The 22107-nt window shown below is 36.5% G+C and carries 18 protein-coding genes and 1 CRISPR repeat array; of the genes, 9 read left to right on the forward strand and 9 right to left on the reverse strand.

Features of this window, described 5'->3' with window-relative positions:
- Positions 1-6 precede the first annotated feature (6 nt).
- On the forward strand, positions 7-1710 hold the full coding sequence (locus SC428_RS03485; protein WP_318705832.1) for an AIPR family protein: 1704 nt from the start codon (positions 7-9) through the stop codon (positions 1708-1710).
- An 887-nt stretch (positions 1711-2597) separates the two neighbouring features.
- Here the strand turns inward: SC428_RS03485 and SC428_RS03490 are convergent.
- Positions 2598-3257 (reverse strand): hypothetical protein, encoded by a 660-nt coding sequence (locus tag SC428_RS03490; protein ID WP_318705833.1) that lies wholly within the window; start codon positions 3255-3257, stop codon positions 2598-2600.
- 288 nt (positions 3258-3545) lie between these two features.
- Positions 3546-4049, reverse strand: coding sequence for a hypothetical protein (locus tag SC428_RS03495; RefSeq protein WP_318705835.1), 504 nt, complete (start codon positions 4047-4049; stop codon positions 3546-3548).
- Between the two features lie 1271 nt (positions 4050-5320).
- On the opposite strand from SC428_RS03495, the gene SC428_RS03500 reads away from it, so the two are divergent.
- Positions 5321-5515, forward strand: coding sequence for a hypothetical protein (locus tag SC428_RS03500; RefSeq protein ID WP_140181407.1), 195 nt, complete (start codon positions 5321-5323; stop codon positions 5513-5515).
- 806 nt (positions 5516-6321) lie between these two features.
- A CRISPR array of direct repeats spans positions 6322-6710; the repeat unit is 28 nt; unit sequence GTTCACTGCCGTATAGGCAGCTTAGAAA.
- A gap of 9 nt (positions 6711-6719) precedes the next feature.
- Here the strand turns inward: SC428_RS03500 and SC428_RS03505 are convergent.
- Positions 6720-7088 (reverse strand): VOC family protein, encoded by a 369-nt coding sequence (locus SC428_RS03505; protein ID WP_140181405.1) that lies wholly within the window; start codon positions 7086-7088, stop codon positions 6720-6722.
- A gap of 117 nt (positions 7089-7205) precedes the next feature.
- Between SC428_RS03505 and SC428_RS03510 the strand changes: the two genes are divergently transcribed.
- Together SC428_RS03510 and SC428_RS03515 are read left to right on the forward strand one after the other, a co-directional pair.
- The gene (locus SC428_RS03510; protein WP_318705836.1) at positions 7206-7976 is read left to right on the forward strand and encodes a nucleotidyltransferase domain-containing protein; all 771 of its coding nucleotides are present in this window, start codon (positions 7206-7208) and stop codon (positions 7974-7976) included.
- A gap of 132 nt (positions 7977-8108) precedes the next feature.
- A complete protein-coding gene (locus SC428_RS03515; RefSeq protein WP_318705837.1) occupies positions 8109-8708 on the forward strand; it encodes a DJ-1/PfpI family protein in 600 nt (199 codons plus the stop codon).
- A gap of 168 nt (positions 8709-8876) precedes the next feature.
- Here SC428_RS03515 and SC428_RS03520 read toward each other — a convergent pair whose 3' ends face one another.
- On the reverse strand, positions 8877-9236 hold the full coding sequence (locus tag SC428_RS03520; protein WP_318706158.1) for a DUF305 domain-containing protein: 360 nt from the start codon (positions 9234-9236) through the stop codon (positions 8877-8879).
- A 658-nt stretch (positions 9237-9894) separates the two neighbouring features.
- On the opposite strand from SC428_RS03520, the gene SC428_RS03525 reads away from it, so the two are divergent.
- The 5 genes from SC428_RS03525 (at position 9895) to cspA (ending at position 16577) form a co-directional block, all read left to right on the forward strand.
- On the forward strand, positions 9895-10650 hold the full coding sequence (locus tag SC428_RS03525; RefSeq protein ID WP_318705838.1) for a Slam-dependent surface lipoprotein: 756 nt from the start codon (positions 9895-9897) through the stop codon (positions 10648-10650).
- Between the two features lie 66 nt (positions 10651-10716).
- The gene (locus tag SC428_RS03530; RefSeq protein WP_318705839.1) at positions 10717-12177 is read left to right on the forward strand and encodes a porin family protein; all 1461 of its coding nucleotides are present in this window, start codon (positions 10717-10719) and stop codon (positions 12175-12177) included.
- Between the two features lie 18 nt (positions 12178-12195).
- Entirely contained in the window at positions 12196-15201 is a 3006-nt protein-coding gene (locus SC428_RS03535) for a TonB-dependent receptor domain-containing protein (RefSeq protein WP_318705840.1), read from the forward strand.
- Between the two features lie 45 nt (positions 15202-15246).
- Positions 15247-16005 carry an energy transducer TonB gene (locus SC428_RS03540; protein WP_318705841.1) on the forward strand — a complete coding sequence of 253 codons (759 nt, stop codon included), beginning with the start codon at positions 15247-15249 and terminating at the stop codon, positions 16003-16005.
- A gap of 359 nt (positions 16006-16364) precedes the next feature.
- Positions 16365-16577 carry an RNA chaperone/antiterminator CspA gene (gene cspA / locus SC428_RS03545; RefSeq protein WP_070925520.1) on the forward strand — a complete coding sequence of 71 codons (213 nt, stop codon included), beginning with the start codon at positions 16365-16367 and terminating at the stop codon, positions 16575-16577.
- A gap of 112 nt (positions 16578-16689) precedes the next feature.
- Here cspA and SC428_RS03550 read toward each other — a convergent pair whose 3' ends face one another.
- From SC428_RS03550 to SC428_RS03570, 5 genes are all read right to left on the reverse strand, one after another.
- Positions 16690-17118: a hypothetical protein gene (locus tag SC428_RS03550; protein WP_140186648.1), complete on the reverse strand. Its 429-nt coding sequence runs from the start codon at positions 17116-17118 to the stop codon at positions 16690-16692.
- A 208-nt stretch (positions 17119-17326) separates the two neighbouring features.
- Positions 17327-18970 carry a thiamine pyrophosphate-binding protein gene (locus SC428_RS03555; protein ID WP_140186650.1) on the reverse strand — a complete coding sequence of 548 codons (1644 nt, stop codon included), beginning with the start codon at positions 18968-18970 and terminating at the stop codon, positions 17327-17329.
- Between the two features lie 51 nt (positions 18971-19021).
- Positions 19022-20491: an aldehyde dehydrogenase gene (locus tag SC428_RS03560; protein WP_318705842.1), complete on the reverse strand. Its 1470-nt coding sequence runs from the start codon at positions 20489-20491 to the stop codon at positions 19022-19024.
- 13 nt (positions 20492-20504) lie between these two features.
- Positions 20505-21293, reverse strand: coding sequence for an aspartate dehydrogenase (locus tag SC428_RS03565; protein ID WP_070925537.1), 789 nt, complete (start codon positions 21291-21293; stop codon positions 20505-20507).
- 13 nt (positions 21294-21306) lie between these two features.
- Positions 21307-22101, reverse strand: a complete 795-nt coding sequence (locus SC428_RS03570; protein ID WP_318705843.1) for an SDR family oxidoreductase — start codon at positions 22099-22101, stop codon at positions 21307-21309.
- Positions 22102-22107 lie beyond the last annotated feature (6 nt).

Genomic DNA, 22107 nt, shown 5'->3' on the forward strand with positions numbered 1-22107 from the left:
CTTAATATGGCAAGTATTAATGATTACAAAATACTAAATAAAAAATGTTATAAACAGTTTGAAATATTAAATAATATTTTAAATTTGGATGTAGATAAAATTACAGATGCTAATAGATATAGGTTTGGTTTTTATTTGTTTTTTTTAGATTTTATTAGTGATGGTGCAGATTCAATTGATTTGGTTGAATGTATAACGGATACTGATTTTAATAAAATCATTTTTAATGATAGATTTGATGACTATGGTATTGATGCTATTTATATTAATGAAGAGGATAGAACAATAAATTTATGTAATTTTAAATATAGAGAAAATTACAAACCTAACTCTTCTCAAAAAGAAAATGATGTTATTGTGAGCAGTAAATTTATAAATGCATTAATGAGCGGTAATACTGATTCCTTTAAAAATAAAAAATATAATAAACTAGTTTGTGATATAATAAATAATCTAAATAGTAATGATGTTTGGAAAATGAATCTTTATGTAGTTAGTAATGATAATAATGAGATTAATACTAATAATGAACATATAAAAAATATGCAGGAAATGTATGATTTAGATGTTATTCCAATTGGTTTGCCATATATATCTAGTATCTTATCAATAAGACCCAAACCAATTAATTCAGCATTGATCTTAGACTCAAATGCTCTAATGTCATATGAGGAACATGAACTAAACTCAAATAAATCTTATATAGCTAGGTTAAAAAGTAGTGATATCGTTAGAATCACTTGTAATGACTCTCAATTAAGAGAGGATTATTCATTAGAGGACTTATCAAAACTAGCAAAAGCTGACTTAGAATATAGCGTTTTATTTGACAATGTACGTGGTTTTGTTTTGAAATCAAAATTCAATGATAATATATTAAAATCATTAAGGGAAACTCCAGAAAAATTTTTTATGTATAATAATGGTATTACTATAATTGCCGAATCAATAGATGTAGAAGGTGTAAATGGTAATAAAAAACAAAAAATAAAATTAAATGACTTTCAAATAATTAATGGTGGCCAAACACTAAGAACTATTCATAATTTTAACAAGCAAGATGATAAAAACATATCGGAATATTTATGTGATAGTGAGGTTTTAGTTAGAATTTTTCATTCTAAAAAAGAAAATAACTCAACAAATAAAATAGCTGAATATACAAATAGCCAAAATTCTATATCACCCAGAGATTTAAAATCATTAAGCTCGGAACAAATAGAATTAGAAAAATATTTAAAAGAATATAGTATAATCTATTCTAGAAAAAGTGGTGATGTAGGATATAGTGATGTGGATATTAAAGATATAAAATATAAAATAAGTATGGAAAAACTTGGGCAGATATTAACAGCAGTTAAAATTGGGCCAGATAAATCATCTAATCACAAAAAATTAATATTCACTAAATATTATGATGATTTATTTGTTAATAATTTTAATATAGAAGATATTCCTGAGTTGATTTCAATATATTATAATGTAATAAATGAATATGCCCAAAATGAAAAATCAAATAGTTTAGAGCAAAAATATTATTATATTATTTATATGAAATGGAATGACAGAGAGGCTGAGCTATCGTATCTTATAGATTTTCTTGATGAAGCTATTGATTCTTATGTAGCGAAAGAAGGTACTAGTGATGCAAGAAAGTTAATACAAATAAATTTCAAAAAGCATTTAGATACTTTAATGGAAAGAAATTAGCCATCATAGTTTGGTTATAATTTTATTGAGAAATATTGGCGATGGATTTTTATATGGCTTTATTTTAATAAGCATTTAATAAAACATTATCAATATAAATCAATAGATTATTGATTTCATTAAATGTTATTAAATATTTAAAATCCCTAGGCTTTTAGGCTGTGCGGATTCAAGTCCCGACTTGGGCACCAAATAAAAACTGCGTTGAATTACAACGGGGTAGGGAAAGAAAATAGCGACCTTTAAGGTCGCTATTTTTGTGCTCCAAATCACACTTCACTGTATATTTTAACTAGATTTTATTTTCCCCCTGATTTTTCTGTCTTCCGACTGCTGGAACGATGGCAATTTTGCGGGTGAAATACTAATTATAGCTGTCTTATTTTAGGGCAAGCTGACAGTGGTAAGTCAAAAGGTGAATAGAGCTACTAACTTTTTGTTGGAATACTCATCGAAAGTATAATAAGAAAATAGGGTGATGTTGATGATCAGATTAATGTTACTATATCAAGTGGTGAATCGTAAATTAGCTTCAGTAATGTTATCAAGCTAGCATGTACAGCTTAGGGTATAAAATAGCTAACTTGATTATAGATGCAAATTGCTTTGCTGGTAGCTTAATGATAAATAATATAGAAACCGTTTTCCATACTACTATATATTATATAGTGCTATCAAAAAAATTAGGATATAAATATTAATGATTATTATCCTTCTTGGTTATTTTATTTGTTTTTTTGTCATGGTTTTTATTTTAAACATAATTGTAATTCCTTTTTAAAACGATATTGTTAATGTTTTTTATGCTCTATATGGCTAATATTTGAAATAAACATTATTAATAGAGCTATTCTTTTACCACCTTGGAAATTTATATATTAACATTATTACAAATACAAATCTTCAGCATCATTAGGCCAGTCATCATGCATATGGTCAGTATAGAGTAAAAAACATTCAGCTATAGCTCTATTAAGAACGGGATGGTGTACAATATCGCCTTCAGTTGAACGCACTTCCCAAATGTTTTGGTGATATAGTTTTTTGATTGTCATTTCGCAGTCTCCCATCAAACTGAGAGCTTCTTCAGTATCCTTAATTAGGTCAAATGGTTCTCCTAACATATCATAGACTTCTAGTTTATCGACATTATAGCCGTACTCAGGCCCATTGCGGCGAAATACACAAGCGACATTTATTTGAAAGTCAGTGTAGTGACTATATTTATTCGTTAATGGCTTAATCTCAGGCTTGACGTAATTATTATAAACATCCTGATTTGTATTCATTTGAGCTTTGCGCTTTGCTGCTCGAATATAGGGCTCATTATCAAACTCAAGTAATGTTGTAGCCATTTCCAATATTTCATTAGTAGTAAAGGTATATAAAACCATACCATAGTACTCCCCCTCTGGAGTATAAACCGTGGCTTTTTCTTCTATTTGATATTGTTGATTGGAGGAGGATGAATCTTTATTTGTAAAAACAGCGCCTATCTCTTCAGCTATTTTTATAAGTTGTGGTTTTGTTAATTGTATCGAAGCCATTAATAGATTCTCTTAAAATGATGTTTGTAAACGAAACAGTATTAAAAGTCTTACAATATCATTTCTTTATGAATAAGGTAAAATAATAATTTTATATTGATTTAATCGTTTTAATTTTTAGAGTTTACGGATTTTAATGAGATTATTGATTGACAATACAGAATGATTTTCTAAGTGGGTATCAGTTAACCACCGGTAGAGCAAAGTGGTTAACTGATTATTTAATGGTTCAATATACAAAGACTTTTTATTACGCATTATAAAAATGGAAGATTTTGATATTTTCCATTACGACGGCGTTAAAATTTGCAGGAGCGCGCTTTCAAATGCACCACTAGATTTACACGCGGTGGGTTTTACTTTGTCATTTCCATCGGGAGTGACTAACTGATATATACCGTTTACTTGTATGGATACATTTGTACCCTCTCCAGAACTCCACACTTGGGTGACTATTCGATAATTTTCTTGCATATTTTGACCTTTTCCTGCGCTATCACAATCAAGGTACTCTCCCGCAATATCTAAGTTATCTCCACTGGTAGCAATAATACCGACATCCTTATTTTGGATTATAGGAGTAAGCCCTTTTGTTGTATAAAAATTGGTAACAGCGATGAATATTTCATCTGGATGGCGATTACCTATCGTTGTCGTTGTTTCTGTTGTTGTCACCGCGGATGTTGCAGTTGCAGAAGGTTGATCTGTTCCACTCCCATTTTTTACAGGACCATTAATAGTGATACAGCCACTTAATAAAAAAGGAAAAAATATAATACTTAGGGATCTCATGCTATCACCTATAATAAAAAGTGGTACATCCTGTTAGAATTAAAATACAGGTAAAGAACAGTATAGTTTTCAAACGAGCCATGTGAACCTCGGAAGATAGTTTATGTTAAGACGAAAATGTGGCACACCCTGTTATTGATGCGGTAATGAAAAACAGTAATAGATAATATTTCATTAAATCCTCACTTAGTTTTTGAATGATAAATCTACTTAAATAAATCATATGCTGTTTAAATGTAAGATTTAGTAATGATGAAATTCTTAATTAAGAATAGTCGATTAATTATATTTATGAAAATTAAAGTGTAAGTAAATATGATAAAGATGCTACATATAAGATGTTCATAAAATGAAATTATATTTATCGATGATTTATTTATAATTAAGAACGATGTAAAATTCTCATTTTTATTAATAAACGTCATCTAGTTTAGCTATGGCCGCATTGTTATTCTTTGCTGCATATTGACAATGAACACGATAACTAATCATAGAGCCACTATGCTGGATTTTTAATTTATTATGAAGGGCTGATATTAACAATGAAATATTAGCTAGGCTATATTTATCGCGTTAATTTAGTCATGGAGTAGTTGGGAATAAATCGTCAGAGATACTTTGTTCTTTTAATTTAAGTCTAACATGAGCTAATTTTCGAAGTTTTTCTCCATTATAAAGATGCTGTTTACATATAACGAAGTCAAACTTTGATGGGGGGCTACTCATAATAGTTCCAATTCCATTCACTTAAACCTTGCTTTGCAAGGCATAATCCATTGGTCTGGGAACGTTAAACCAGTAATAACCATTATTTTTACTACTTTTAGCTAGGGCTTCCTAAAGTAATTAGTGAGGTGGTTATGTTTTTTTGATGTTTATCTACTTGTTTTATTTTGTGAGGTTAGGAAGGGTGCTAATTTATATTCATCAATATTTCAACTGGATAAATGTTAGAGGGGAGACGAAATTACCTTATTACCTTCTAATAATTGATATTCTATACCTAGTCGCATTAAATCAATCCAGAGTTTCGCTAGATCAGCGGAGTTTTTTGCTTTTTATACTGACTTTCATTCAATCAATTGATTTTCATTAATTATAGACAGTGATTAATCTTGATTTTTGTAGGTTTAGTCACATTTAAAATATGGTTATTACCATTGTGTGAAATTTAATATTGTTTATTTGCCTTTTGATGGCTATGTTTGTATTGCTCAGTGGTTGGTTTTCTATGTTGAAAATAACATAAGTATTAACATAGGATAAACATCATGAAAAAAATAGTTATTGCATCAGCACTAATACTACAGATATTGGCATTTAATAGTTATGCAGATGATGGTAAGTGCGAAGCTTATCATCAAGCTATTCTTGATAATTGTAACTCGGGTTACGGGGGAATAGGGAGTGGTTCAATGGGGGCATGCTTAGGCGCTCAGATAGGAGCATGGATTGCGGGCTGTTAAATAATAGAAAATAATCACTGAGCTCTTTAGTGGAAATAAACAGCCTCATATCAATGATGGGGATTTTGTATTTCATTATCCTAAGCGAAGGAAAAGCTTCACTTTGGTGAGGCTTTTCTTATTTAGAAGTGATGGATTCTAATTCCTTATAATTCGAAGGAGTGAGTAGCGTTTCATATCGTTAGCCTACAAAGCGGGGATTAATTCCAACTCTCCGGAACTCCCAAAGAGTTTAAAATATCCTGTAGCTATAAAGTCTTATTAGCACAAATTTGTCTGGCTTAGCTATATCGGCTATTCATTCAAGCGGTCAGATTATAGTGCGGTCTTTTTCTTTATCTACACAAGGCTCTATTATGCCAAATATCACTATCGGCGCTATTGTCGATGGTGGTTGGCGATATTAATTACGGTGTTATCACTGGTGCTATTATTGGTGTCACAGTCGCTGTTATTGCTTCTAAAAATAATTGTAAGAACTCCTGTTTTAGTTCCGAGTACCTTGTGAGCTTTCGTGATTTTCAGCCGACAAGTGGTATTCTTCTGGCATCGCCAGTAATGTTAGTTTTTCTCCTTAAGATCTTTTAATTTTTTCTATGGAGTCACTATTGCTGATTCTCTTATTTTCAAATTTTGATTATTAGCTTTCATGCACCTATGGGCTTATGATTGTTTACCTTCTATTTTTTAAGCTAAAAAATAGTTATTTAAAACAATGAGTTAAATAAACGATAATAAAATAAGGTATTTTTGGCTATTTTGAGATAACTTAATGTTATCGAAATTATTTTTTATGGTAGTCTATAGTTCACTGCCGTATAGGCAGCTTAGAAAATTATTAAGCAGTCTTTCTATATAAGGCTCAACGTTCACTGCCGTATAGGCAGCTTAGAAAATTCCGGAATATCTATAGACTCCCTTAGCTTAGTTCACTGCCGTATAGGCAGCTTAGAAACAATTTATCTCTCGATGAAATAGCAATATTCCGTTCACTGCCGTATAGGCAGCTTAGAAAAATTGATTAATCTGCCAATTATTTAGTTGACTGTTCACTGCCGTATAGGCAGCTTAGAAAACTAACCGTATGGAAATGAACATTGTTTTCCCCGTTCACTGCCGTATAGGCAGCTTAGAAAAGTATAGGGAAGCTGAGAGATAGAGCCCCAAGTTCACTGCCATATAAGCAGCTTAAAATATTTTAATACTACAACTCAAAATAGTCGTAAGTTGTAATTTCATATTTATTATCGTAGGGATCGGTGAAGTAGACTGATAAAGAGACCTCGTGGTCGATAACTGAAATTGGAACATTACAACTTGTTAGATGCTCTTTGAACTGCAAGAAGCTGGTTCTATCAACACTAAATGCTACTGTGTTTCCTCTATTTTGCGTTGTTCTTTTAAATAGAGATAAATAAGCATCACCATTGTTGATTACTAAAGGGCCGCCTTGCTCAAACCAAAATTTAAAACGTGGGGTTATTTCAAAAGAGAGTATATTTTTATACCACTGAATGGCTTCATCAAGGTCATCAACATAAATATGAACATGGTCAATTGCTATAAATCTCATGGTTTTCTCCTCTTATAAAAGACCTAACGTACTACTTTTTATCTGTAATTTATAAGCTACAATGGCTTTATCCGTATAATTGCATTCTCATATTGCTGAAAAACAATACAGGCTATCATGGCTATAGACCGACAAGATAGGATAACAACGTTAGCTCCAGTTGAGTATCAAGCACAATTTAAGCAAGTGATTGACGATGCCATCGCCCATCTTAAACTTAGTTTGAATAATCGATTACATAGCATATATGTCTATGGTAGTGTCGCAAAAGGGCAAGCAGTTCAGTATCGCTCAGATCTGGATCTATGCCTAATTCTTACTCAAAAACTTAATGAAACTGAACAGAGACAATTAAATGAGGCGCACTCATATTTAGAAAAAACGCATGATATTGTCAGTAAAATTGATTTTGATATTGGCATACTGGCGGATGTTATTGATGAATGTAATCAGTTTAGTTGGGGGTATTGGCTAAAGCACCATTGTCGCTGTGTGTTTGGTGACGATTTAAGTCTACGTTTTGCCCCTTTTTTACCTTCCAAAGACATTGCTATTGCGGTTAATGGCGATTTTGTTGACGTGCTAACACAGTATATTGATGAATTAAAAAATACGGCAGATGCGAACAAACGAAGATTAATACAGCGTGCAGCTGCCAGAAAATTACTGCGTTCAACGAATATCTTACGTGATAATAATGATACTAGTTGGCCGGAAAGTTTAAATGAGCATGCTGAACGCGTTATGGCTCTTTTTCCTGAATGTAAGGAGCAAATTCACTATTTTTTGCAAGAAAGCTATCAACCTCAAGATAACACGAATATATTTATATCTAAATTAGAACATTTCATCTTGTGGTTGAATAAGCATTATCTCCAGCAACAATAATATCGTTATCTATATTCATTATATTTCAAGTTCTAGCGCTTGCGTTACAGTATCGTATCTGTGTTTACTTGTTTTCATTACAGAATTGAACTTCGAATTATTTATCGTATCAGTTGGTAAGTGAGGTGTTTGATGAACATAGAAACTTTAGCCATTGTCTTATTCGATGGTTTTGAAACCTTAGATGTGATGGGGCCAGTTGAAGTTTTTGGCCGATTACCAGACTGTAAGGTGAAATTTATTTCGCCTGAAGGTAACAAAAAAACCAGTTCGCAGGGAGTGGCTATCGAAACTGAGAAAGTCACCAATCCTCAATATAAATATTTGTTGATCCCAGGAGGGCAAGGGACTCGGCCTTTGGCAATAGATAAAGAGTATATTTATTGGTTGAAACAACAAGTTGAATACACCTCATACTGTATGACAGTTTGTACTGGTTCAGCGCTATTGGCGGCAACAAATTTATTGAATGACTTTAGTGCTACAAGCAATAAATTAGCTTTTGAATGGGTAACTTCGATTAACAATAATGTTAATTGGCAGCCGAAAGCGCGTTGGGTGAAAGATGACAAGTTTTATACATCTTCTGGAGTAAGCGCAGGTATTGATATGTCATTACAGGTGGTCAGTGATTTCTATGGCTTACAGCAAGCTTCAACCATTATCAAGAGCATGGAATATGTGTGGAATGATGATGCGAGTCATGACCCATTTGCGGTGAATTTAGCCTGAGCATCTAGTCTTCATACTTCAAGTTGCAGGTTTTTTCGTTAAGGTATAAATGACTAGGCGACGCCCATTGAGTCATAGCGTTTATCTATGCTTCCTTGCCTACCTGCAACTCGAATTATTTAGATTATAAAGAGGTTAGCCTCTAATTTTACAGACTCACACATGGAATTATTTTTTATTCTTTTCTAACCATTTTTGCATTTGTTCTATTTCAGGGCCTTGAGCATTAATAATCTCTTCTGCTAGTTTTCTCATTTCAGGATCTGTGCCATATTTAAGTTCAATCTTAGCCATATCAATTGCGCCTAAATGATGGGCGATCATCCCTTGTGCGAACGCGATATCTGCATTTTGCTCATTCATACTGTTAGCCATCTCTGAATGCATTTTATCCATTGATTGATTCAGCTCTTTTTGCATTTCATTAGTTGCTGGTGGAGACATATGCATGGAATGGGTTGTATCAGCAAAAGTTGTAAATGAAAACGTGCTTGCAATGAGAGCAGCAAGAGGGAGCAATTTTTTCATGATAATTTCCTTGTTCATGACTGGTTGAATTGCAATAACCATAAAGCTTCCCCTAGGGGGAAGGTCAATGTGAGGTGAATGAATTTAACTTAATTTACACTCGTGATACTGCTAGGGCAGCGCCTTGTATTGAGGTATAGCACCTCTATGCTTTCGAATTAATCTTATTATTTTTTAATTCTATAGCGATGAGTTAGTTTGCTATCTATCGGTAGCTCGAATTATTTAGGATGTCGATATTAATGCATAAAGTAAGCTATTAGTTTCTTTATTCAAAAAGAGTGATCTAGGTTGCAAATAAACAATAAAAATTAATATTTTTAATGATGTTATTACATGAAAGATTACAAGGAAAAAGTTAAACACTATTTATTTTGTAAATAACGTTAATTAAACAATACTTGCTACTTATTTTGTGTGTTCGATATATATTTATAATGGGTTGTTTTTTATTAATTTAAATTTAATCCGATTTATTTTGATAGCGTTAAATTAAAGTTTCTTTTGAATTGATTATCAATGCTAATAATAATCATTACCATTTGAGCGCTAAGGCGAATTCTATATACTGCTTACCAAGCATTGCGACTAATGCTTTTAAGTTGTTTTGGATAGTTATATTTACCATTAAGTTAACAGTCATTTGACAAGGAGCCTTATGAAAAACCTATCATTAGCAGTACTCACGATTGCTTTATCGACTTCTGTTTTTAGTGCTAGTGCTACAACTATTTCCGCTCAAAGCCAAAAATATGGTGTGGATGGTGTTGAAGTGACCGTTGGCGACACCCAATACGCTCGCGGGTCACATGCAGGCGCACTCGGTGATCCGGGGATCGGTTTACAACCAATATTTTTTGGTACCAGAATTAGTTTTGCAAGTTTTAAAGCGCGAGCGACTGAAAATGAACATGGCGTATATGAATTAGCTGCATCAACGAGCGCGCACTCTGCTAATACCGGAAAATTTAATTTTACTCAGGTTGCGAATGCCGAAGTTTATTTTGGTGATTGGTCTAAAACCGGTATTGATGGTGATGCAACGCATACCGCATTCTATTCGGGTAAAGATGTTACCGAATCTCTGCCTAATTCAGGGCAAGTTGAGTATACCATCGCTGGTATTAACCAGTTTGATAGCTCAGGTAAATTAAGTGGCACATTTAATGCGGATTTTGATACTAAAGAATATACTGGCTCACTGAGTGGTCAGGAATTGAATATCACTATGAGTGGGGACATTTTAGAGCAAGAACAATATCAATTTAATGGGACTGCGACCGCTAATGAATCAATTGAAGGGCATAGTTATGGTCACTTTTTTGGCGCTGATGCAACAGAGGTAGCTGGGGTAGTATCTTTCGAAAGTGAACATATTAAAGATGTTGCATTTGGTGGTTCTAAAGCACAATAGCTAACTTGAATAGGTGGAATTAATATTCCACCTATTACTACTTTGTTAATCAATTGGTTGTATGTTATGACGATATTTCGTTTGATTATATTATTATCGATTTTTTACAGTGGCTTTGTTATTTCTCATAGTGATGACACTAATGATTATCAAAGATTATTAGTAGATAAAGTCAATGTGAATGAAAAATTATCTAAAGATAAAGAAATAAAGATAACCCTTGATGATGAGTTGATAGTTAACTTTGATGGGGAGAACTATAAAATAAATAATAACGTCCATGATATAGGGGAGGCTATTTATATTGCTTTAGCTAGGGAACAATATAATGATGTGAATCAGCTATTGTCTTCTTATCAAAAATTAACTGGTCATGATGATTTATTGGTGAAATATGCGAATGCTAAAATTTCCCATCAAAATAAAAATTATCAAAAAGCAATCAATTATTATCAGCAAATTTTACAAAAAAATTCTGATTTCCTACGTGTCGAGCTCGAATTAGCTCGCGTATATTATGAGAGCCAACAGAATAAAGAGGCTATAGTACAATTTAATCGTGTTTTAGATAAGTATGCTCAACAATTACCGAAGCATGTATTAGACAATATTGCTCAATTCACCAAAGCCTTGAAAAAAAGAACAGCGTGGCGGGGGAGTATCTCGTTAGGTTATGGTTATAACTCAAATATTAACCAAGTGCCGGGTGATCATCGAAGAGATTGTTATCGTAGTGAGGTAAAAGAGGTCTGTTATGGCGTAGGAGAAGCCACTAAAGGACAAAAATTTATCTACGAGGCGAATATTGAGAAACAAGTTCCTTTGTATCGCCATCATAATGCGCTATTTAAGGCTTATACATATGGATACAAGTATGAAAAAGCGTCTCAATACAATGAGAATATAATAAATACAAAATCCTATTATCAATATCAAGATGGTATAAAAACCTTTGCCTTTGGACCTACTATTGAATTTAAGTTTATTGGTGATCAGCAGCGATATTATGGATTTGGGGCGAGTATAGACGTGGCGTATCACTTCACACCAAAATTTTCGGTCAGTGCTATCGTTGATTATAAAAAATTAAACTACCGCTCTATGTATCAAAGTAGTAATGGTAATAAGAGCACGTTTTATTTAACTAATATTTATGCATTTTCACCCGATATAATATTTTTTGGTGGGGTTGATGGCGTAATGCGAAATAAACGGTATCAAAGTGATAGTTATAAACAGTATGGTATTAGAGTCGGTGTATTTAAAAGTTTCTCACAAGGTTTTAATTTTTTAGGTATGGCGAGCTATAAAAAAACGCATTTTGAGCAACCTCAGTATGCATTAAGTCGTCAAATTAGAGATGATAATGAACAGCTCTATTTTATAAAGTTAAGTGCTCCAAAGTATAGTTTATTTACTTTAACACCATCATTATCTTATAAATTCAGGAAAAACCATAGCAATATTGATGCACTGTATTCTTATTCACAGAATGAAGTTGAGTTTAAATTAGAAAAACGCTTTTAATATTTTAGGTATTATATAATGAAGATAAAAAAGTTAGTTGCAATTAATATTGCGACAGGTATCTCGTTTGCTTTAATTTCCAATCTGATATTTGCTAAAGAGCAGGAGGATATCGGAACCATTATTATTAATGATAAAACAACAACCATTAAACAGCGCGATCAAAAAGGTTATGATGCTCAGTATGATAAAAATGAATCTAATGTTTACCTCGGTAAAGAATTGGTTGAGCGTTACAAAGGAACGAATCCCGCAGACGTATTAAACAGTGCTGTTGGGGTATTTAGCGGTGATGCTCGAAATAGTGGGGCGATAGACCCTAATGTTCGAGGGATCCAAGGACAAGGTCGAGTTCCTGTTACTGTGGATGGTACTGAGCAAGCTCATACTGTATGGAGAGGATATAACGGTGCCAATAACCGTAACTATGTTGATCCCAATATGATCAGCAGCATTACGGTACATAAAAGTGCATCATTAGATCCAGATGTAAAAACGTCGGTAGGAGGTGGAATCGCCATTAGAACGATCAATATTGATGACGTGGTTTCCCCTGAAGATACATTTGGTTTTGATTTAAAGTTAGAAACTAGCAGTAATTCGACCAAGCCAAGAATTGCTCAGTTACAGGCAGGGACAGATTATCGTGATGATCCTGCTATTTTGAAAAGCATGTCTGATGAATTAATAAAAAGAACATCATCACTATTTAATGACCCAGCCTTGTTAATGACAGCAAAGTCCCGTGGTGACGCGAACTTTTTTAATTTGAGAGATAATGCAGTCAGAATGGCAATCGGCACAAGGCAGGAGCGGTTCGATGTAATGGCGGCATACAGTTATCGTGATCAAGGAAATTATTTTGCAGGAACGCGAGGCGCTGAAAACTATACTGAGGAAATTTTGACTTCTCAGTCGAAATCATTTGATCCCTATATGCCATTTGCTGCCAATGTCTATTTCCCAGGCAGGGAGGTCATGAATACTTCCAGCAAAATGGATACCTATTTAATTAAAACCAATCTATTTTTATCTGAACAGCAGAAACTTTCGCTAGGTTATACTCAAACCATGAATCATTACGGTGAAATCATGCCATCAAGAGTCGCGATGATGGACTTAAACGGGAAGGTGCCCCAATGGCCATTAGCAAAATTTAAAGTAGATGCTTTTTATGCTACTTATTCCTTTTTGCCTGAAAACAATCCCTATATTGATATGAAATTAGGTTATTGGTTAACTAAAACTATAAGCAATAGCAATACTTCGGGGGCTTATCCAAGGGAGCCGCGAAATCGTGATCTTGAATTTGAAAGGGGTTTTCTCCCAAGAGATTCAAAAATCGATGGCACATTAGTTTTAGGAGAACAATTTAGTTCACTTAATCATCGGCAAGGAATTGATTTGTCGAATAAGATGCAATTAACCAGCAGTTTAGAGTTAACGATTATCGGCAGTTTAACCCATGAAACAATAAACAGTAAAAATAATGTTTTTGATGCATCTGCTGGGGCGACAGTAAAGTCATTCGGCGCGTTACCGCGAGAAGGGAAACGACAAGAAAATACCTTTGCCTTTAATTTTAATTGGCGTCCTACGAATTGGTTGAATATGACTGCGGGGGCTCAACGTACCAGTTATTGGTCACAGGACGATTTACTTAATAAGCGTCGTGCGTTAAAAGATATTAATTTTGCTCGTCCTCATCAGTTATTAGCTAAGAGTTATGATATTTCTCGAGTTGTTACAGTTGATGAATATAATAAAATTATTAATCATATTTATATTGACTCCAAAGGTAAACATAAACGTTTTGACGATGTACGACGTTCTCCTTATTATCGAGATCTTTTTGTTAAGGATGCATTAAATTTAAGCAGGAATGCATTTGGTGGATCAGAATTAAAAAAAATAAATGGACAAGAAGTATTTCGTATAGATGAAATCTCTAAGGCTAAATGGTATCCGGATAGTGATAATAAGCTAACCAAAGAAACCAATCCTTTTTATAACGGTACTTTCGATCTGAATGCTGAGGCTATTGATCCATTTAGTGGACAATTGGTACCACAATATATCCCCAGTTATTCACTTTCTAGTAATAATAATGAAACTATCCGCCAATTAATGGATGAAGAAAAGTTTACACCACAAGAAAAACGTAAAGCACACGCATGGGCACCTGCTTTTTCAGCATCCGCTTATCTCACCGATAACGATCGTATCTATGCCAGTTATACCGAAACGGTTCGTATGCCAAGTATTTTTGAAGACACAATTGGTTTCTCATCCATAATTGGTAATACGGCGGTATGGCGAAATTTTCAACCTGAGCGCGGTAAAACAGCGGAGCTTGGTTATGTGCGTAATCTGCAACAGCTACTTGGTGCGGAGCATTTTGCGGATGTACGTATAAATTATTATTACACGACGATTGAGAATTCGTTTGAACGCGATGGCCATCTTAAATTTACTCAAGTAGATAAACACATCACATCGGGCATTGAATTACAGGCGCGTTATGATAATGGCAATTATTTTGGTGACATTGGTATTGATTATCGCCTAAAAAATGAGGTTTGTGATAGTGCCTCTGCTGCCATGTTAGATCCGATGAATAAATTCAATATATCGTCATGTGCTGAAGCAGGGTTCCCCGGCGGTTTTATGCGTACCCAATTGCAACCTAAATACAGTATTAATGCGAATTTAGGTATGCGTTTCTTCGATCAACGCTTAGAAGTTGGTAGCCGCATGCGTTATCACAGTGGTGCAGAAAACAGTGATGAAAAAGAGATGATGGGGAAATATCCTGCCCATTACGCACCGCTTAATAATAGCCCGATGCGTTGGAATCCAGTATTCGTTGCAGATGCTTATATGAGTTATCAAATTGCTAAAGACATTAGCATGGAATTATTAGCGACTAATGTTTTTGATGAATATTATTTGGATCCACTGACACGTACTATGATGCCAGCTCCAGGTCGGACATTCAGACTTAATTTCACTAGCCACTTTTAAATCCAGTAGCCCTCTTAATTAATGTTTAAGAGGGCTGATTCGAATATGATGAAAAAAATACCATTTTTGACCGTATCTGTTTCGTTATTACTGCATTCAGTGATTATTGCTAATTTGATTAATCGTTCTTACGCAGAACACAGTTTACAACATCGGGCGGATATTGGATCGCCGGTGGTGTCTATTGCATTGTCACAGGCGATAGAACAAGCAAAGTTACCTGAAACAAAGATTGAGCCCCCGATTGTTCAACATGATTTACCGGTATCTCCAGCCATTGTCGAAACAGCAAAAATCATTGTGCCTAAAAAGGAAAAAAAAACGGAACGTAAGCCAGCGACTAAAGAAAGTAATAAAATGGTGGTATCAAAAGAAAATACAGAACAGCGGGAAAAAACAGACTATGAAACAGAAAAGACGGCTGCTCAGCCACAGCCATTGATGTCACAAAATGGTGAAAATGCATCCTCTCAAGCGATGGGGGCAATGGGTAAGCCAGTTCAAGGTTTTTCAATTATGGAAGATAGCGGGGAATTAAGCGCTTACCGTGAAAAATTGCGTCGAGAAATTGAGCGCAATAAACAATATCCTCGAAGAGCCAGTAGTATGAAAATTCGTGGTACCACTGAAGTTGTTTTTAACCTCACAATAACAGGTGAGTTTACCTCTGCCCGCGTTATCACTAGTTCGGGTCATGAATTGTTAGATAATGCGGCATTGGCGGCCGTTGCAAAAAGTCGCTCTGTTGGTGTGCCACCTGAAGGATTTAAGTCACAAGTGTCATTTGAAATTAAATTTCAGTAGAATAGGGGGGAAGACGATAATGTAGTCTTTATTATATTGAACTATGGCATTGTACTGTGTTTTTGGGGGATATTAAGTCAATCATACTTGTGATGGTTCAGGTTTTTCATTCATATTGTGATTAATTCTAGGGGCAGATTTAAAATAAAGTTTGCTATCATAATCATTGTATGCGTTAATAGCGCGGCTGGTTTGGTAGTACCCATTTATTTATGAAAGACAAGTTAAAGCAGTTCCCTATTAAGTGTTATCCATGATACCTTCATTGTGAATTCCTTCTAATTTAATTCCCATAAGTACGTACAAAGAACAAACCTTACCCCGCCTTATGGCAATTTAATAAATTTAAAGGAAATAACATGTCTAATACAATGACTGGTACAGTAAAATGGTTCAACAATGATAAAGGTTTTGGCTTTATCTCTCCAAAAGATGGTAGCAAAGATGTATTCGTACACTTCTCTGCAATCCAAAGCAACAGCTTCAAAAGCCTGAACGAAGGTCAAGAAGTGTCTTTCTCTATCGAGAATGGCGCAAAAGGCCCAGCAGCAGCTAATGTGATCCCACTGTAAGCTAAAGTTGCAACAGCGTCTAAGCGCTGTACAAATTTGAATAAAAGCCTCGTGTAAACGGGGCTTTTATTTTTGGAAGCAAAAATAGCAATAGTGAATTATCAATTTGTAATTAATTTATTGTTGATAGTTTTTCGCCAATATAATTAATGGAGGATATACCTTTATCACAAGCCGTCTCTTTGAGTGCTGAAGGGGATTTTTCAACGGTGATTTTGAGTTTATTCAATTGCTTAACATAGGCATTTGAACCGGGGATAGTAGGGTTTTCTTCTAGGTAATTTATCAATATAGCAAATTTTTGGTCAAAATAGTCACATTTATTGTCTGAAACTTCAATTTTATTAAAGTTTTTTAATCCTTCAGGGACTAAACTTCCCGTATTATCCTTAATCAACTGCGAATATTGCCCACTTTTTACCTGCTCAATCGTCTGATCGATTTTATTCTTTATATTAAACAACTTAACACCTAAAAAAATAATCGAAGCAAGAAGTATCACATTGACCGCAAGACTAATAGGTAATAAATATTTTTTCATTATTGTTCCTTAAGTAGTAGGTACTGATATTAATAAGTACTCTTTCCTAAAATATGGCGAGCGGCAAGTATAGCAATTTGTTTGAACAAATGAATATAAGTTAAGTAAGCAAGTGTAATAAGGCAATATTGAGGATAGAAAATAGGGAATGAAGGCGGTCAATCATTAGAGTGAGTTGTTCTCACTCTAATGCGGATATCATTAAGTTTTAGAATAATTTCTTCTGCGGTGGACCGGAGAAATTCATCGTACCAATGTTTTTCATTAGAACTTCGACGACCACTGGCTGCTTTAGCTCAATTGCTTGTTGAAGCGTTGGTTGGAACTCTTCTGCTCTATCAATAGTTAACGCATGAATTCCCATTGATGCTGCAAGTTTGCTAAACGATGGCGTAAGCAATTCATTATAGTATTGTCGACCTGAAAAATATTTATCCTGAATACCTCGCATAACACCATATCCATGGTCATTCATAATGATCAGCACAATAGGTAACTGCTCTTGAGCCATGGTGGCTAATTCACCAATGCCAAGCATTAGCCCGCCGTCACCGACTAAGCCAATAACAGGAACGTTGGGATTTGCTTTGGCAGTGCCAATTGACATTGCTAAACCTAAACCGATAGCTCCAGCTAATGAATGTATATTATGCATTGGTTGAGTAGCTTTTAATAATCGGCTTCCCCACAGACTGCCTGAAACAGTAATATCACGAACAAAAATGCCTTCGCTAGGGAGAACGTGTTCAACAGCATCACTTAATTGGCTATAAGAACCACATTGTTCTCGCAATTGCGTTTCTGCCTGCTGCACCGCTGTTTGTACGCGTTGTTGCCACTGTGAAGGTGCAGAAAAATGTGTTTGTTCTAATTTATCGGCTAATCCACTTAATATCTGAGCACAATCCGCAGTGATAACTAAATCAGCGCTGTAGTTACGATTTGCTGCCAGTGGGTCGATATCAATTTGAATCAAAGGTTGTGGTAGAGGGAGCGACCATGTTTTTGTTTCGTTACTCCGTAGTCGAGAGCCTGCAACCAGTGTGATATCACAATCACGCAGTAATTTATCAATGGAATCTGCATTATGAAAAGCACGTAAACTAAATGGATGGTTGTCAGATAGAATGCCTCTCCCATGTGTACTGCTAATGACAGCAATACCTAAATCAGCGAGTCGCTTAACCGCTTGGCTTGATTGTAATGCTCCGCCACCAATCCACAGTAAAGGCCGTTGTGCATGTTGTAGTTTTTGCCAAATAGCTTCAACTTGCTCTAGGGTGGCACTAGGAAGCGTCGATGGTGCGAGTGGGGCGCTTAAAATAGATAATGGCACTTGCGTGTTTTGAATATCGATTGGAATTTCGATAGATACTGGGCCACAAGGTACGGTTTGTGCGACTTGAATGGCTTTATGTAAAACGGCGATGGCCTGCTCCGCAGTATGCACGCGAAAGGCTTGTTTTGAACTTGCTCTCAAGAAGCCGAGTTGGTCACGAGTTTCATGGATAAAACCCGCATCCATATCGAGGTAAGCTTTTTCAACCTGCCCAGTAATATGTATCATTGGAGAACATGCATTCATTGCTTCTATCATTGAACCAATAGCATTGCCTGCACCTGCGCCAGTACTGGTCAGAGCAACACCTAAACCGGTAAATCGACTGTGAGCATCAGCCATCGTCACTGCGCCAGCCTCACCACGACTTGGGGTAAAATCAATGATGCCGCGACGACCGATAGCATCGGCAATCGGGAGGTTGTGAATTGAAATAACGCCATACACGGTACTGACTTGATATTGTTCTAACGTTCTGGCGATAGCCTCGCCAACCGTGATTGTCTCATACATAGTGTTCTCCTTTAGAATTCGATAACTCACCGAAAGCGTATCGGTGGTCATTTATTCACACCAACGGTTTGGTTGTGGGTTTAATGCCAGAAAAATACTTTTTTGCTGCATATAGGCTTTAAGGCTCTCAATGCCTTTTTCTCTACCGAGTCCGCTCTCTTTAAAACCGCCAAAAGGTGTTGAAATGGAGAAAACTTTGTAGGTATTGATCCAAACAGTGCCAACGTCTAATGCGTCAGCGAGTTTAAATGCACGTGTATAGTCTTTTGTCCAAATACCCGCCGCGAGTCCATAAATAGAATCATTCGCTTCATCAATAAGTTCAGCTTCATCATCAAATGGAATAACGACGAGAACAGGGCCAAAAATTTCTTCTTGGCAGACAGAGGCTTGGTTAGTCAAACCTTCAATGATGGTTGGCTGGTAATAGTTACCTTCTTGTAAACTCGGGTCACTGGGTATTTCACCACCAAGGCGAATTGTGCCGCCTTCGTTAATAGCTTGAGTGACATAGCGGATCACGCTTTCTCGGTGGGCAGGGGTAATTAATGGGCCGATATGTACACGCTCTTGACGTGGATCGCCAATAATCAGCTGTTGGGTAAGGGCGGTTAATCGTTCCATAAACGGTTTATAGATGGCTTTTGCCACAAATAGCCGTGAGCCCGCAATACAAGCTTGCCCCATAGAGCTGAAAATACCATAACAAACGCCGTGTGCCGCCAGTTCAATATCGGCATCTTCTAGGACGATAGTCGGCGATTTGCCTCCGAGTTCAAGTGACGTTGTGATCAATTTGTCAGCTGCAATATGCGCAAGTTGACGACCGGTGTTTGTGCCACCCGTAAATGAAATTTTTCTGACTAATGGATGACGAACCAGCGCATCGCCTACAATAGAGCCTTTGCCCGGTAATACACTCAGCAATCCAGCTGGAAGGCCCGCTTGTTCGAACAATTCTGCGAGTTTTAGTGAGATCAGTGGGGTCGCTTCTGCTGGTTTTAAAATCACGGCATTACCTGCGGCAATGGCAGGGGCAATTTTTTGCATATCGCTAGCAATCGGAGAGTTCCATGGCGTAATTGCCGCTATTACACCAACAGGCTGATAAGTGCTCAATGTCATCATATCGGATTGGCGACGTGGTGGGAGTTCACCACCACTGACTTCACAAACGGCTGCAAAGTAGCGTGCGGTAGCAGCAGCACTCATGACTAAACCACGTGCTTCTGCCCAAGGTTTGCCATTATCAAGGGTTTGTAAATGTGTGAGTTCGTCAATGCGTTCTTCAATTAGTGCACTGACTTTTAGCAAAATAGTGGCTCGCTGGTGGGACGGTTGTGTACGCCAACTCGGCGCACGCCACGCCTTGTCAGCAGCGAGCACGGCATCTTCAACATCTTCAAGGTTAGCGCTATTGAGTGTGGCAACAATATGTTGATCACCAGGGAAACGGGAGTGCATTTCGTTACCACGGCCTTGCTGCCATTTCCCTCCGACAAATATATCAAGCTTTTTCATGGTTTTTCTCCTGTCAGATAATGGCATCGTGCTGTGCAATGCGTTGGCAAATTTCAACAGCACTTAAAGCAGATAACAGCGAAGTTTTCGGGTTTGATGGCAAAGGATTACCATTAAGTTCAATGGAGAAATGCCCAAAATCCCCTGTAACATCAATGTGGTGGCTGTTTTTACTGGTGGTTGGGTCAACCATCAACTCCACTTTGGTTTGATCCATACCAACGCCATACAGAGCAACGGTCGCTGCGACGTTGGCATTGGCTGGAAATTTAAGTGCGGCATCACGTGCTGAACCACGGAAGAACACCGTAGGTTCCGTAACGCTATTGAGGTCAATGTATTGTTCCGCAGGGCCATTTCGCCAACTTGCAGGACTTTTACGGGAAAGATAAGTGACTTGGTTAATATTGGCTTGTTTCGCACAGCGTAAGCCATCTAACCCTGCTACAGCGCCCGATAATGGAATGAAAGTGCCTTGATGGGAGTGCTGATTTAGGCTATCTGCAAATTGTGCATCAGCGAGCGCCCCTGTCGAGATCACTGCAAATGTCCAGCCTTTTTCTAAGATCATGGCGGCATATTGTTTGACGGCCTGTTGGCTAGCACATTCTAAAACCAAATCGGGTTTTTGATCTGCCTGTGATGGGCAGATTAGTGGTGTCACTCGGTTATTAAAACGTTGTTTGATTTCGTTATGATGAGGCTCGCGAGCGACCACCCAACGTAATTCAATCCCTGCTGGTAGTCGATTAATGACCTCATTGGCCATAGCGCCATATCCTATAAGCATCAATGTTTTCATCATCATCGTTCCTTTAAATGTGATGGCTGAAGCCGCCAGAGACATCAATTGCTGCCCCTGAAGTAAATGACGCCATTGGTGAAGCTAAAAAGACCAATGCACGTGCGGGTTCTTCGGGTTTACCAAGGCGTTGCATCGGTATGCCTCTTTTTTGAGCAATCGCACCAATCCAGCTGTCCCAATCCAGATTTTTATCGTTGCGATTTTCAAAACGGCGGCGCCATTGTTCAGATTCCACCATACCCAATAAAATTGAATTAACACGGATCCCTTTTGGTAATAAGGTTTTTGATAGATTTAAGGTTAAATTCAATAATGCAGCTCGTGCCGCGGAAGTGGCGACCATATGCTGCTCGGGTTGTAAAGCTAATAACGAATTGACACAGGTAATAGAGGCAATATCAGATTGCTCTAGCTGTGACATAAATGCATTTACAGGATTGATAACACCGAATAATTTCAGTTGTGCCTCGTGTAACCAAGCCGTTTCGGGAGTATCAGCGTAACTGGCGACATAGCCTTGCCCTGCATTATTAATTAATACATCGACTTGCCCAAAGTGGGATTGAACTTGTTTAGCAAAATCTTCGGTTTGTTGTTTGTCCAAAACATCACAACTCACCGCCAAAAGTTCGCCTTGAGGATAGAGCGTCTGTAATGACTGGCATGTCTGCGCTAATTTGTGTTTATCTCTACCGCAGAAAGCAACTTTGCATCCTTCTTCTAACAGCAGTTTAACGGTCGCGAGGCCAATTCCTGAACTGCCTCCTGTGACAACGGCAACACGATTTTCTAACTGTAAATTCATAGCGCT

Source organism: Providencia sp. 2023EL-00965 (genome assembly GCF_033550225.1).
Taxonomy (GTDB): Bacteria; Pseudomonadota; Gammaproteobacteria; order Enterobacterales; family Enterobacteriaceae; genus Providencia; species Providencia manganoxydans.

Coding starts and splice junctions, on each gene's coding strand:
- SC428_RS03515 (WP_318705837.1), top strand. CDS start 8,109: ATGAACATAGAAACTTTAGCCATTGTCTTATTCGATGGTTTTGAAACC.
- SC428_RS03490 (WP_318705833.1), bottom strand. CDS start 3,257: ATGGCTTCGATACAATTAACAAAACCACAACTTATAAAAATAGCTGAA.
- SC428_RS03505 (WP_140181405.1), bottom strand. CDS start 7,088: ATGAGATTTATAGCAATTGACCATGTTCATATTTATGTTGATGACCTT.
- SC428_RS03570 (WP_318705843.1), bottom strand. CDS start 22,101: ATGAATTTACAGTTAGAAAATCGTGTTGCCGTTGTCACAGGAGGCAGT.
- SC428_RS03510 (WP_318705836.1), top strand. CDS start 7,206: ATGGCTATAGACCGACAAGATAGGATAACAACGTTAGCTCCAGTTGAG.
- SC428_RS03520 (WP_318706158.1), bottom strand. CDS start 9,236: ATGAAAAAATTGCTCCCTCTTGCTGCTCTCATTGCAAGCACGTTTTCA.
- SC428_RS03550 (WP_140186648.1), bottom strand. CDS start 17,118: ATGAAAAAATATTTATTACCTATTAGTCTTGCGGTCAATGTGATACTT.
- SC428_RS03525 (WP_318705838.1), top strand. CDS start 9,895: ATGAAAAACCTATCATTAGCAGTACTCACGATTGCTTTATCGACTTCT.
- cspA (WP_070925520.1), top strand. CDS start 16,365: ATGTCTAATACAATGACTGGTACAGTAAAATGGTTCAACAATGATAAA.
- SC428_RS03540 (WP_318705841.1), top strand. CDS start 15,247: ATGATGAAAAAAATACCATTTTTGACCGTATCTGTTTCGTTATTACTG.
- SC428_RS03560 (WP_318705842.1), bottom strand. CDS start 20,491: ATGAAAAAGCTTGATATATTTGTCGGAGGGAAATGGCAGCAAGGCCGT.
- SC428_RS03530 (WP_318705839.1), top strand. CDS start 10,717: ATGACGATATTTCGTTTGATTATATTATTATCGATTTTTTACAGTGGC.
- SC428_RS03565 (WP_070925537.1), bottom strand. CDS start 21,293: ATGAAAACATTGATGCTTATAGGATATGGCGCTATGGCCAATGAGGTC.
- SC428_RS03495 (WP_318705835.1), bottom strand. CDS start 4,049: ATGAGATCCCTAAGTATTATATTTTTTCCTTTTTTATTAAGTGGCTGT.
- SC428_RS03535 (WP_318705840.1), top strand. CDS start 12,196: ATGAAGATAAAAAAGTTAGTTGCAATTAATATTGCGACAGGTATCTCG.
- SC428_RS03485 (WP_318705832.1), top strand. CDS start 7: ATGGCAAGTATTAATGATTACAAAATACTAAATAAAAAATGTTATAAA.
- SC428_RS03500 (WP_140181407.1), top strand. CDS start 5,321: ATGAAAAAAATAGTTATTGCATCAGCACTAATACTACAGATATTGGCA.
- SC428_RS03555 (WP_140186650.1), bottom strand. CDS start 18,970: ATGTATGAGACAATCACGGTTGGCGAGGCTATCGCCAGAACGTTAGAA.